A 12,039-nucleotide genomic window follows, 5' to 3' on the forward strand; every position below is an offset into this window, starting at 1 on the left:
ATGCGCCGCCTGCAAGGCATATGTTTCCGACGGGGAAGGGCCCCGCAACTGCAAGAGAACCCTTTATGACCGCCAATCCCAGCACCATTCAGCCGATCGAGTTCAAGGGTCGGATGCTCCTGGTGTCCATCCTCCGGCTGCACCCCAGCGATGCCCACGCGCTGCACCAGGCCCTGGAGGCACGCATGGGGGAGGCCCCCGAACTCATGCGGGACATGCCGGTGGTGGTGGACCTGGAGGCCATGGCCGGGATGGCGGAGCAGGATCTGCTTTCCCTGCTGGACACGCTGCGCACCCATGGGGTGAAGCTCATCGGCCTGCAGAGGAACGGGGTCTCCGAACCCCTGGCCGGACGCGCCGGACTGCCCCTGATCAGCATGGGCTCCCGCGCGGGGGGGGAGGTGCCCCTGCGTGCCGCGCCGCCCGCCCCGGAGAAGGGGCAGGCGGCAGGGGATGAGGATTCACCCCCGCCCCCCGCGCCCCACAGTCCCTCCCTGCTGGTGGATCAGCCGGTGCGCTCCGGCCAGCAGGTCTATGCCCGCGGCGGCGATCTGGTGATCACCGGTGCCGTATCCGCCGGGGCCGAGCTTCTGGCGGATGGGCACATCCATGTCTACGGCGTCCTGCGGGGCAAGGCCCTGGCGGGGGTCCGGGGGCAGGCCGGGGCGCGCATCTTCTGTCGCCGCCTGGAGGCAGAATTGGTATCCATTGCCGGACATTACCGTATTGCAGAGGATATCCTCGACGCCGAACGTGGGGAGAACCGGGTCGTCACCCTTTGTGGCGAAGCCATCCGGATTACCGAAATTTAGTGTCCAAACATCGGGAGATGCAGGCTCTATGGCACGCATAGTCGTCATTACCTCGGGCAAGGGAGGTGTGGGAAAGACCACCACGTCGGCCGCCGTGGCCACGGGGCTGGCCCTGGAGGGCCACAAGACCGCCGTGGTGGATTTCGATGTGGGCCTGCGTAATCTGGACCTGATCATGGGCTGCGAGCGGCGCGTGGTCTACGATTTCGTCAATGTGATCAACGGCGATGCCAGCCTGCGCCAGGCAATGATCAAGGATAAGCGCACGGAGGGACTCTACATCCTCCCCGCGTCCCAGACCCGGGACAAGGAGGCCCTCACCCAGGAGGGGGTGGAGCAGGTGCTGCAGGAACTCTCCAAAGACTTCGACTACATCATCTGCGACAGCCCGGCCGGGATCGAGCGGGGTGCCCTCATGGCCTCCTATTTCGCCGACGAGGCCATTGTCGTGACCAACCCCGAGGTCTCCAGCGTGCGCGATTCGGACCGCATGCTGGGCATCCTGGCCAGCAAGACGCGACGGGCCGAGCAGGGGGAGGATCCCATCCCGGCGCATCTGCTCATCACCCGCTATGCCCCGGACCGGGTGGACAAGGGGGAGATGCTCAGCGTGGAGGACGTGCAGGAGATCCTCTCCATCCAGATGCTGGGGGTGATCCCCGAATCCCAGGCGGTGCTCAATGCCTCCAATGCCGGCATGCCGGTGGTGCTGGATCAGGAATCCGACGCCGGCCAGGCCTACCGAGACGCCGTGGCGCGCTTCCTCGGCGAGGAGCGCCCGCACCGCTTTCTCACCGCCCAGAAGAAGGGCATCTTCGGACGCCTGTTCAAGGGGTGATCGTGATGAAGGGGATCTTCGACTACTTCCGCTCCCAGAAGCCGTCCAGCGCCCAGGTGGCCAAGGAACGTCTGCAGGTGATCGTGGCCCGGGAGCGCAGCAGCCGCTCGGGGCCCGACTACCTGCCGGCCCTGCACCGGGAGCTGCTGGAGGTGATCCGCAAGTACGTGCAGGTGGATGACGAGGCAGTGCAGATGAACCTGGAAAACCAGGGCAACTGCGAGATCCTGGAGGTGAACATCACCCTGGGGGACCGGCAATAATCCGCCAATCCCAGGGTAGGGTGATGGCCTGCCCGGGCCGGCTTCAGACGATGCTCAGGGTCTCGTCCACCGACCATGGGGCGGGCCGGCCGGGGACGGCACAGAGCTGATCCAGACGGGCACTGAAGCGGTGGCGGGCCATGGATTCTGCCCCCATGCGCAGGATGTGATCCGAGGGGGTCTGGCAGTCGATCAACGGATAGCCCCAGTGCTCCAGATGGCGGCACAGGCTCACCAGGGCCACCTTGGAGGCGTCCCGTTCCCGGCTGAACATGGATTCCCCGAAGAAGACCCGGCCCAGCCCCACCCCGTAGAGCCCCCCCACCAGGGCGCCGTCCCGCCACACCTCCACAGAATGGGCATAGCCGGCGCGGTGCATCTGCAAAAAGGCCTGCTGCATGCCGTAGGTGATCCAGGTGCCGTGCACTCCGCGCCGGGGGCCGGCGCAGCCCTTGATGACGTCGGCGAAGGCCTGATCGAAGGTGACCCGGAAACCGGCGTTGCGCAGGGTCTTTCTCAGACTGCGGCGCACCTGTACCCGGTCGGGATAGAGCACGGTGCGGGGATCGGGGGACCACCACAGGATGGGCTGGCCCGCCTCGTACCAGGGGAAGATCCCGTGGCGGTAGGCGTTGAGCAGGCGGGGCAGGCTCAGGTCCCCGCCGGCGGCCAGCAGCCCGTTGGGCTCGCGCAGGGCCTGTTCCACCGGCGGGAAGGGCTCGTCGCTCCGGCCGGGATGCAGCCAGGTGAGGGAGTAGACTTGGTTGCTGCCAGACATGGCCTGGACGTCCTGTTGGGATGCAGGGAACATGTCTTACCAGTATCGCCCGCCGTCTGCGCGCTGGAAAGGGCCGGTTCCGCATCCCGCATTTTTATGGGGCCGCCTCCCGGCGGAAGGGGGAAAGGCCCATGAGGGCGTCACACCGGGCCTCCATGGCCGTGCGCTCCTCGCGGCAGTAGGCGGCCACTGCCTCCCGCAGCCCCGGTTCCCGGATCCAGTGGGCCGACCAGGTGGGGGTGGGCAGGAATCCCCGGCCGATCTTGTGCTCCCCCTGGGCCCCGGGCTCGAACCGGGCCAGGCCCTCGCGGATGCAGTAGTCGATCCCCTGGTAGTAGCAGGCCTCGAAGTGCAGTCCGTCGTGCTCCTCATGGCAGCCCCAGTAGCGGCCGTAGAGGGTGTCCCGGCCGCGGTAGCACAGGGCGGCGGCCACGGGCCGTTCCCCGCTCTCGGCCAGGATCAGCACCACCCGGCGCCCCAGGGTGCGGGCCGTCTCAAGGAAGAAGGGCAGGGTGAGGGTGGGGATACCCCCCTTGCGCCGGAAGGTATCCTCGTACAAGCCGTGGAACCACACCCAGTGGCCCTCGTCCGCCTCGTCCCCGTGGAGGACGCGCAGTTCGATGCCCTGTTCCCGCACCCGGCGCCGCTCCCGGTGCACGTTCTTGCGCCGTTTCGAGGTAAAGCCTGCGAGGAAATCCTCAAAATCCCGGTAGCCGCGGTTGTGCCAGTGATACTGGCACCCCATGCGCAGGGCCAGACCCTCCGCCTCCAGGGCACGGGTGTCGGCGGCGTCCGTGAACAGCCAATGCAGCCCGGACAGGCCCTGGGCCTGGGTGAATGCCATGGCCTGTTGCACCAGGGTGCGGCGCAGGGGCCCGGCGGGGCGCTGGGGATGCACCAGCAGGCGGCGGCCGCTGGCCGGGGTGTAGGGCACGGCGCTCACCAGCTTGGGGTAGTAGGCCAGTCCGGCCCGCTGCCAGGCCTGTTCCCAGGTCCAGTCGAAGACGAATTCACCGTAGTTGTTGGTCTTGATATAGAGGGGCAGGGCGGCCACCAGGGGGCCGCCGGGCTCGCGCAGCAGCAGGTGGCGGGGATACCAGCCGAACGCCGGGCCCAGACAATCGTGACGCTCCAGGGCCGAGAGGAAGGCATGGCTGAGGAAGGGGTCGTCTTCGCCACCCAGGCGATCCCATTCCCTGGGGGAAACCGCGTCCAGGCGGTCGCACACGGATCGTTCCAGGGGGGCGGGGATCTCGGCCATGGCAGGGTCTCCGGGGCTTGCCTGATTCTGACCCTGCCGGGGCCGCGCCGTTCCGGGCGGCCCCTTCAGCGACTCAGAGGGATTCCAGGTAGCGTTCGGCGTCCAGGGCGGCCATGCAGCCGGTGGCGGCGGAGGTGACCGCCTGGCGGTAGACCTGGTCCATGACATCCCCCGCGGCGAAGACACCGGGCACGCTGGTGGCGGTGGCGTTGCCCTCCAGCCCGCTTTTCACCCGGATGTAGCCATAGTCCATCTCCAGCTGTCCCTCGAAGAGATCGGTGTTGGGCTTGTGGCCGATGGCCACGAAGACCCCCTGCAGTTCCAAGTCCCGGGTCTCCCCGGTCTGTACATGGCGGATGCGCATGCCGGTGACCCCGGAACGGTCCCCCAGGACCTCGTCCAGGACGTGATCCCAGGCGATGGAGATCTTGCCCTCCCGTTCCCGTTCGAAAAGGCGGTCCTGCAGGATCTTCTCCGCCCGCAGGCGGTCACGCCGGTGCACCAGGGTGACGTGCTCGGCGATGTTGGAAAGGTACAGGGCCTCTTCCACGGCGGTGTTGCCGCCGCCGATCACCGCCACCTTCTGGCCGCGATAGAAGAAGCCATCGCAGGTGGCGCAGGCGGAGACACCGCGGCCCTTGTACATCTCCTCCGAGGGCAGACCCAGGTACATGGCCGAGGCCCCGGTGGCGATGATCAGGGCATCGCAGCTGTAGCTGCCGGCATCGCCGGTGAGGCGGAAGGGGCGCTGCCCCAGCTCCGCGGTGTGGATATGGTCGAAGACGATCTCGGTGTTGAACTGCTCCGCATGCTGGCGCATGCGGTTCATGAGCTCGGGGCCCTGCACCCCCTCGGGATCGCCGGGCCAGTTGTCCACCTCTGTGGTGGTGGTCAGCTGGCCACCCTGTTCCAGGCCGGTGATGAGCAGCGGGTTGAGGTTGGCCCGGGCGGCGTATACCGCGGCGGTGTAGCCGGCGGGGCCGGAGCCCAGGATCAGCAAACGGCTATGTCGGGTCTCACTCATGGCTCAAGGTTCTCCAAAGGCAGGAGGCCCCGGGCGGACCGGGGCCGAAAATTTTCCCAGTAATCTACTCAATTGCCCCCGTGAGCGTAAAGGTGGCCGGCAAGGTCTGGCCAGGGACGGTGGGGCAGATCCAGTGGATGGGTCCCTCTCGGATGTATCCGCGGGGCTAGGGACCCTGGACCTGATCCGGGGGCAGCTGTCGCTTCAGGTGCGCCTTCAGGCCTGCGATGGCCCGGGCATTCCACCCTTTCGGCCCGGTGAGCCCGTGCCAGGCATCGACATAGTCCTCGACCGCATAGGTATGCCCGTAGCCGGGGGGCGCGCCGCCGGCGGCGATATCGGCGGCCAGCTGCAGGCCCGTGACCACGGGATACCAGCGCAATTCCGGCGACACATCCGGCCCCCGGGGTGGCCGCAGCCAGTCCGGCCTGCGGTAGAAGATGCTCGGGGAGAAGAAGGTGATGGGGTCGCTGGCGTACTGCAAAAAGGCGATGCGGAACGGGCCCCAGGGGGCATCGGGGCTCGTGAGATCCGTGTACTGGTTCATGAAGCGCACCACCTCGCCCTCGCGAAACTCAGGCAGCCAGGCGGGGCTGTCCGGGTCGCGGCGCTGGGTGACGGTGCGCCAGGTGGCGCTGCGAAACGGGGGGCCGCTCCAGAGGACGCCGTCGAAGGGATCCTGGATGACATCGTAGAGATCGAAGGAGCGGTCGGAATTCAGGGCCCCGAGACTCAGGCCGTGCAGGTACAACTCGGGGCGCTCGTCTTTTGGCAGTTCCCGCCAGTGGCCGTAGACCGCCTCGAACAGGGCCCGCGCGGTCTCCACGCCGTAGTCCCCCTCCAGCATCAGGGCCAGGGGGCTGGGCAGATAGGAGTACTGCGCCGTCACCGTGGCGGTGTCGCCCCGGTGCAGGTACTCGACGGCCGCCATGGCACCGGGATCGATCCAGCCGGTGCCGGTGGGGGTGGCCAGGATCAGCACCGCGCGCTCGAAGGCCCCGGTGCGGCGCAGCTCCTCCAGGGCCAGTTGCGCCCGGGCCTCAGGGGTTTCGGCGGCGTTGAGCCCCACATAGACACGGATGGGGGTGGGGGTCGGTGCGCCGAAAAAGGCCTCCAGGTCTTCAGCCGTGGGGCCGGAGGTGACGAAGCTGCGCCCCTGGTGACCCAGATCCTCCCAGTCGACGGCGGAGATGGGGCTGCCGGTGCGCACCGGCACCCGGGGGCGCTCCTGATCCGCCTCGATGAGGGCATCCACCTGCTGGTAGGAGTTGTCCGCCGCGCGCAGGGCCATCTTCAACAGCACGCCATCCAGCACCCCCCAGAAGATCACCACCGCCGCCAGGGTGCCCAGCAGATGGGCCACCCGCACGGGGATGAAGCGCTGCAGCCGCCCCGAGAGAAAGCGGAAGGTATGCCGGAAGAGCCGGGCGAAGAGCAGGGCGGCGGCGAACACCGTCACACCGAGGGCCGCGACCCCGAGGGGCTGCACACCCTCCACCGGCGCCAGTCCCATCTGCCGGCGCACCGAGTCCTGCCAGCCGGGGGCATCCCAGATGAACAGCGCCGCCACCAGGGCGCAGGCGATGGCCACTCCCCAGCGTAGGACGCGCCGACCCGGTCCGGCGTACCCCGGCAGTTGCAGATAGCGCCACAGACCCGTCAATCCGGCGCCGATGGCATAGCCCGCCGTAAAGGACAGCCCCCCGAGGATGCCCTGAAAGACAAACGGCCGGGGGATGAGGCTGGGCGTGAGGGAGAAGGCGAAAAACAGGGTGCCGACCAGCAGGCCGACGGTGGAAAGCGGGTGGATCCGGGGCATCAGGACTCTTGGACGCGGGGATGGATCTTCCTGGGCACGACGTGCCTGAGGCACAGGGTAACGCATCTGCCTGCGGGGATGGTCAGCGTACCCAGCGACGGGCGGCTTTCAAGAGCAGCAGCAATTGCTGTTTGCGCAGCGGCGATGCAATGAACCCAAACCGGTTGTAGAAGCGCGCTGCTTGTTCATCAATAGGGTGGGTCAGCATAGCCCGGATACCGGCCTGCTCAGCAATCAGCATCGTACGGCGAATCGCGTCCTGTAGCAGGCCAAATCCGATGCCTCGCCCCTGATCCACTACCGATACAGCGAGCCTCGCCAGGATCACCACCGGCAACGGATACTGCCCCATTCCCTTGCGGATGCGCTCCGGCGCGTCCAGCGTATCGACTTGCCCTACGGTCAGGCTGAAGTAGCCTGCTACTCGGCCATCATCTTCGGCAACGACAAAGGTCTTGGCTGAGCCACTGCCCTGCGCTTGGCGGGCGTGGTGCAACAGCCAGTCGTTCAGCGCGGGCTTGCCGCAATCAAAACCCTCCAGCCGATGCTGCGCGGCCAGAGGCTCCGGTGCGCGCAACATCACCTCGCGTCCCAGGGCGCCTTTCTTGTAAACAGGTCCCGTAAACCCTCGCTGGTCTCCTCGGGGCGCTCCAGCAGAGAAGTGGACCCCGATTCTTGGACAGCGCCCATGATGGCGCTGTTTTCGTTTTTCTGGCTGGCGCTAATAGGCCGCTGATGTGCCGGGGATGGACGGCTGATGTGGTGTCTTTGGTTTCCCAGGGCCGGGTATGGCTTTGGGGAATGGCTAATGGGATGGCCAATAAACGAAAAAAGCACCCGTAGGTGCTTGATTCGTCGACTTGATTGGTGGAGGCGGCGGGAATCGAACCCGCGTCCGCAGGACCTACGCCCTTGGTACTACATGCTTAGTCCGTCTTTTCGGTTAACGCCGCAGCCTCCGACGGACAGGATGCCTTGGCGCGAGCCCGCTCGGTTTTAACGGTTAGGACCCGGGCAGGTCCGCTCCGCGAGCTTGTGTGCGATGACCACCGAGTAGAACCCACAAGCAAGTCCCGTCGGTGGCTGACCGGTTTTTAAGCGGCCAGAGCGTAGTTGTCGTCGTTGGCAACTATTAGCGTTACAGCATGATTTACGAGGTAAGCTGTATCCTCGGCATGCACCTCAGGTTTCGCGACCCACGTCGAAGCCAGGTCGCCCCCGGTGTTGTTCCATTGGACAGGATACCCGTCCCTTGGTTCCGTGTCACCTACCCATGGGATCCCCGCGCCATGGGGGGGACCCGCGAACGGGTGGTTTCCAGTATCATTGGGGCCTTTTCCCACCGTTTCAACCCCCGGGGTGACTCCATGCTGTCTCTTTCTGGTCCCGCCGCCCTCTCCGCCTTCCGCCGTGAGCGTCTGCTGCAGGCCCTGCGCCAGCGGGTGCCGGCCGTGTGCGGGGTGACGGCGCGGTTTGTGTACCTCGTCGATACGGAGCGGGAGCTGGACGAGGCCGAACGCGGGACGCTGGAGCGGCTGCTGACGGAAGGGGAGGGGCCCGGTCCGGAGGGGCGCGGTACGGCCCTGTGGGTGGTGCCGCGCCTGGGCACCCTCTCCCCCTGGTCCAGCAAGGCCACGGACATCGTCCACCACTGCGGCCTGGAGGCGGTGCGCCGGGTTGAGCGTGGGCGGGTCTTCTGGATCGACAGCGAAGGGGCACTGGAGGACGGGGCGCTGCAGGCGCTGATGCCCCTGTTGCACGACCGCATGACCGAGACGGTGCTGCGCGGCGTGGAGGAGGCGGAGGGGCTGTTCGCCACCGCGCCGGCGCGGCCCCTGCGGGTGATCCCCCTGGGGGACGAGCCCCGCCGCACCCTGGCGGAGGTGAATGCCGGGCTGGGCCTGGCCCTGAGCGAGGACGAGCTGGATTACCTGGTGGAGGCCTACGAGGCCTTGGGGCGGGATCCCACGGATGTGGAACTGATGATGTTCGCCCAGGCCAACTCCGAGCACTGCCGCCACAAGATCTTCAATGCCAGCTGGATCATCGACGGCCGTCCCCAGGAGCGCACGCTGTTCGCCATGATCCGCAATACCTACGATCAGGCCCCGGATGGGGTGCTCTCCGCGTATCGGGATAATGCCTCGGTGATCGAGGGTCACGTGGCCCGCCGCCTGATGCCCGATGCCGACACGGGGGAATACCGCCCGGTGACTGGCGATCTGCCCATCCTCATGAAGGTGGAGACCCACAACCACCCCACGGCCATCTCCCCCTTTCCGGGGGCGGCCACCGGTGCCGGCGGGGAGATCCGCGACGAGGGGGCCACCGGCCGCGGCTCGAAGCCCAAGGCGGGGCTTACCGGGTTCTCCGTGTCCAACCTGCGCATCCCCGGCTTCGAGCAGCCCTGGGAGCGGGATTTCGGCCGGCCGGGGCGTATCGAGTCGGCCCTGGAGATCATGCTGGAGGGGCCCATCGGCGCTGCCGCCTTCAATAACGAGTTCGGCCGCCCGGCCCTGGCGGGCTATTTCCGCACCCTGGAGATGCAGGCCCCGGGGCCCGACGGCGAGGCGCTCAAGGGCTATCACAAGCCCATCATGATCGCCGGCGGCATGGGCAGTATCCGCCGCGAGCACGTGGAGAAGGCCCCGCTGCCGGAGGGGACGCCCATCGTGGTGCTGGGGGGGCCGGCCATGCTCATCGGCCTGGGCGGGGGCGCGGCCTCGTCGGTGGCCAGCGGGGAGAGCGCCGAGGACCTGGATTTCGCCTCGGTGCAGCGGGGCAACCCGGAGATGCAGCGCCGCTGCCAGGAGGTCATCGACCGCTGTACCGCCCTGGGGGCGGACAACCCCATCCTCTCCATCCACGACGTGGGGGCCGGTGGGCTGTCCAACGCCGTGCCGGAGATCCTGGATGACGCCGGCCGGGGCGGGCGCATCGAGCTGCGCGCCGTGCCCTCCGCCGAGGCGGATCTCTCCCCCATGGAGATCTGGTGCAATGAGGCCCAGGAGCGCTATGTGCTGGCGGTGGACGCCGACTGCCTGGAGCGGTTCGCCGCCCTGTGCGAGCGGGAGCGGGCGCCCTATGCCGTCATCGGCACGGCCACCGCCGACCGCCATCTGCTGGTGGGGGATGCCCAGGGGCAGAACAATCCGGTGGACCTGCCCATGGAGGTGCTCCTGGGTAAGCCCCCCAAGATGCTGCGGGACGTGCATCACCGCACCTTCCACCGCCCGGAGGTGGATGCCTCCGGGCATGCCCTGGAGGAGCTGGTGCGCCGGGTGCTGCGCCTGCCGGCGGTGGCCTCCAAGGAGTTTCTCATCACCATCGGCGATCGCAGCGTCACCGGCCTGGTAGCGCGGGATCAGATGGTGGGCCCCTGGCAGGTGCCGGTGGCGGACGTGGCCGTCACCGCCAGCGACCATGAAGGTTACACCGGCGAGGCCATGGCCATGGGGGAGCGCGCCCCGGTGGCCCTGGCCCATCCCGCCGCCTCCGGACGCATGGCCATCGGCGAGGCGATCACCAACATCGCCGCGGCGGCGGTGGAGGCCCTGGGGCAGGTGCGCCTGTCGGCCAACTGGATGGCCGCCGCCGGTCATCCCGGCGAGGATGCCGCCCTGTTCGACACCGTGCGCGCCGTGGGCGAGGCCCTGTGCCCGCGCCTGGGGATCTGCATCCCCGTGGGCAAGGATTCCCTGTCCATGCGCACCGTCTGGGAGGTGGACGGGGAGGAGCGGGGGATGACCGCGCCGCTGTCGCTGGTGGTGTCCGCCTTCGCCCCGGTGGCGGATGTCCGCCAGACCCTGACGCCGCAGCTGCGCACCGATCTTGGTGATACGGACTTGATCCTCATCGACCTGGGCAAGAGGCATAACCGCCTGGCGGGTTCCGCCCTGGCCCAGGTGCTGGGGCAGGTGGGGCACCACGCCCCGGATCTGGATGATCCGGAGATGCTGGCGCGCTTCTTTGCCGTGATCCAGGACCTGCGCCGGGAGGGCCTCCTGCTGGCCTATCACGACCGCTCCGACGGCGGGCTCCTGGCCACCCTCTGCGAGATGGCCTTCGCCGGTCGCACCGGTATGGAGGTGCACCTGGACGATCTGGGGGAGGACCCCGTGGCCGCCCTGTTCAGCGAGGAGCTGGGGGCGGTGATCCAGGTGCGCCACGAGGATACCGAGGAGGTCCTCTCCGCCCTGCAGGAGGCGGGTCTGGCCCATCACAGCCATGTCCTCGGCCGCCCGCACGGCAGCGGGCGCATCGTCTTCCGTCACGGTCACCGGGAGGTCTTCGCCGAGACCCGCGCCGCCCTGCAGCAGTGCTGGGCCGAGACCAGCTACCGCATGCAGGCCCTGCGGGACGATCCGGACTGTGCCCGGGAGGCCTTCGAGGCCCTGGCCCGGGACGACGATCCGGGGCTGTCGGCCCGGCTCACCTTCGATCCCGCTGTGGACCCGGCGCCCCAGGTCCACACCGGCGCCCGGCCGCGGGTGGCCATCCTGCGGGAGCAGGGGGTCAACGGCCAGCTGGAGATGGCCGCCGCCTTCCATCGCGCCGGTTTCTCCGCCGTGGATGTGCACATGACCGATCTCCTGGAGGGCCGCGTGGATCTTGCCTCGTTCCAGGGCCTGGCCGCCTGTGGCGGGTTCTCCTATGGGGATGTCCTCGGGGCCGGGGGCGGCTGGGCCCGGAGTATCCTGTTCCATGCCCGCCTGCGGGAGGCCTTTGAGGCCTTCTTCCAGCGCCCGGACACCTTCGCCCTGGGGGTGTGCAACGGCTGCCAGATGCTCTCCCAGCTCAAGGATCTGATCCCCGGTGCGGCCCATTGGCCCCGGTTCGTGCGCAACCGCAGTGAACAGTTCGAGGCCCGCCTCTCCCTGGTGGAGGTGGTGGACAGCCCCTCCGTGCTGCTGCAGGGCATGGCCGGTTCACGCATGCCCATCGCCGTGGCCCATGGCGAGGGCCGGGTGGTCTTCCCCGATGGGGCCGACGCGGCGTCCGCCGCCGTGGCCCTGCGCTACGTGGATCATGACGGGCGGGCCACGGAGCGCTACCCCTTCAATCCCAACGGCTCCCCCGGGGGCATCACCGGCCTGACCACGGACGACGGTCGTGTCACCCTCATGATGCCCCATCCGGAACGGGTCTTTCGCAGCCTCCAGTTCTCCTGGCACCCGGATGAATGGGGTGAGGACGGCCCCTGGATGCGCCTGTTCCGCAACGCCCGGGCCTGGGTGGGCTGAG

9 protein-coding genes and 1 other RNA gene are annotated in these 12,039 nt (G+C 68.2%); 4 read left to right on the forward strand and 6 right to left on the reverse strand.

Annotated features, from left to right (window positions below; translation table 11 throughout):
• The first annotated feature begins 65 nt into the window (after nt 1-65).
• Genes minC through minE form a run of 3 tightly spaced genes read left to right on the forward strand, consistent with a single transcriptional unit; the run spans nt 66 to nt 1,913 of the window.
• Entirely contained in the window at nt 66-812 is a 747-nt protein-coding gene (minC, locus tag CKO33_RS02050) for a septum site-determining protein MinC (protein ID WP_200178839.1), read from the forward strand.
• 28 nt (nt 813-840) lie between these two features.
• Nucleotides 841-1,650, forward strand: coding sequence for a septum site-determining protein MinD (gene minD / locus CKO33_RS02055; RefSeq protein ID WP_200178841.1), 810 nt, complete (start codon nt 841-843; stop codon nt 1,648-1,650).
• Between the two features lie 2 nt (nt 1,651-1,652).
• Complete coding sequence (gene minE / locus CKO33_RS02060; RefSeq protein WP_090486702.1) at nt 1,653-1,913, forward strand: cell division topological specificity factor MinE; 261 nt, start codon at nt 1,653-1,655, stop codon at nt 1,911-1,913.
• Between the two features lie 43 nt (nt 1,914-1,956).
• Here the strand turns inward: minE and aat are convergent, their stop codons facing one another.
• The 6 genes from aat to ssrA all read right to left on the reverse strand — a co-directional run bounded on the left by aat (nt 1,957) and on the right by ssrA (nt 8,015).
• Nucleotides 1,957-2,691, reverse strand: a complete 735-nt coding sequence (gene aat / locus CKO33_RS02065; RefSeq protein ID WP_200178843.1) for a leucyl/phenylalanyl-tRNA--protein transferase — start codon at nt 2,689-2,691, stop codon at nt 1,957-1,959.
• 94 nt (nt 2,692-2,785) lie between these two features.
• Nucleotides 2,786-3,952 carry a GNAT family N-acetyltransferase gene (locus CKO33_RS02070; protein ID WP_200178845.1) on the reverse strand — a complete coding sequence of 389 codons (1,167 nt, stop codon included), beginning with the start codon at nt 3,950-3,952 and terminating at the stop codon, nt 2,786-2,788.
• A 73-nt stretch (nt 3,953-4,025) separates the two neighbouring features.
• Nucleotides 4,026-4,976, reverse strand: coding sequence for a thioredoxin-disulfide reductase (gene trxB, locus CKO33_RS02075; RefSeq protein ID WP_200178847.1), 951 nt, complete (start codon nt 4,974-4,976; stop codon nt 4,026-4,028).
• Nucleotides 4,977-5,142: 166 nt separating this feature from the next.
• Nucleotides 5,143-6,795, reverse strand: coding sequence for an alpha/beta hydrolase (locus tag CKO33_RS02080; RefSeq protein ID WP_200178849.1), 1,653 nt, complete (start codon nt 6,793-6,795; stop codon nt 5,143-5,145).
• Between the two features lie 82 nt (nt 6,796-6,877).
• Entirely contained in the window at nt 6,878-7,375 is a 498-nt protein-coding gene (locus tag CKO33_RS02085; protein ID WP_207146415.1) for a GNAT family N-acetyltransferase, read from the reverse strand.
• 285 nt (nt 7,376-7,660) lie between these two features.
• Nucleotides 7,661-8,015, reverse strand: a transfer-messenger RNA (tmRNA) gene (gene ssrA / locus CKO33_RS02090).
• 147 nt (nt 8,016-8,162) lie between these two features.
• Between ssrA and purL the strand changes: the two genes are divergently transcribed.
• Complete coding sequence (gene purL, locus CKO33_RS02095) at nt 8,163-12,038, forward strand: phosphoribosylformylglycinamidine synthase (RefSeq protein ID WP_200178851.1); 3,876 nt, start codon at nt 8,163-8,165, stop codon at nt 12,036-12,038.
• Nucleotide 12,039: the final 1 nt, after the last annotated feature.

Source organism: Ectothiorhodospira mobilis (assembly GCF_016584115.1).
Classification (GTDB): Bacteria; Pseudomonadota; Gammaproteobacteria; order Ectothiorhodospirales; family Ectothiorhodospiraceae; genus Ectothiorhodospira; species Ectothiorhodospira mobilis.

What these genes read in the sequence shown, in the direction of transcription:
- minC (WP_200178839.1), top strand. Translation starts at nt 66, where the DNA reads ATGACCGCCAATCCCAGCACCATTCAGCCGATCGAGTTCAAGGGTCGG.
- minD (WP_200178841.1), top strand. Translation starts at nt 841, where the DNA reads ATGGCACGCATAGTCGTCATTACCTCGGGCAAGGGAGGTGTGGGAAAG.
- aat (WP_200178843.1), bottom strand. Translation starts at nt 2,691, where the DNA reads ATGTCTGGCAGCAACCAAGTCTACTCCCTCACCTGGCTGCATCCCGGC.
- CKO33_RS02070 (WP_200178845.1), bottom strand. Translation starts at nt 3,952, where the DNA reads ATGGCCGAGATCCCCGCCCCCCTGGAACGATCCGTGTGCGACCGCCTG.
- trxB (WP_200178847.1), bottom strand. Translation starts at nt 4,976, where the DNA reads ATGAGTGAGACCCGACATAGCCGTTTGCTGATCCTGGGCTCCGGCCCC.
- CKO33_RS02080 (WP_200178849.1), bottom strand. Translation starts at nt 6,795, where the DNA reads ATGCCCCGGATCCACCCGCTTTCCACCGTCGGCCTGCTGGTCGGCACC.
- CKO33_RS02085 (WP_207146415.1), bottom strand. Translation starts at nt 7,375, where the DNA reads ATGTTGCGCGCACCGGAGCCTCTGGCCGCGCAGCATCGGCTGGAGGGT.
- purL (WP_200178851.1), top strand. Translation starts at nt 8,163, where the DNA reads ATGCTGTCTCTTTCTGGTCCCGCCGCCCTCTCCGCCTTCCGCCGTGAG.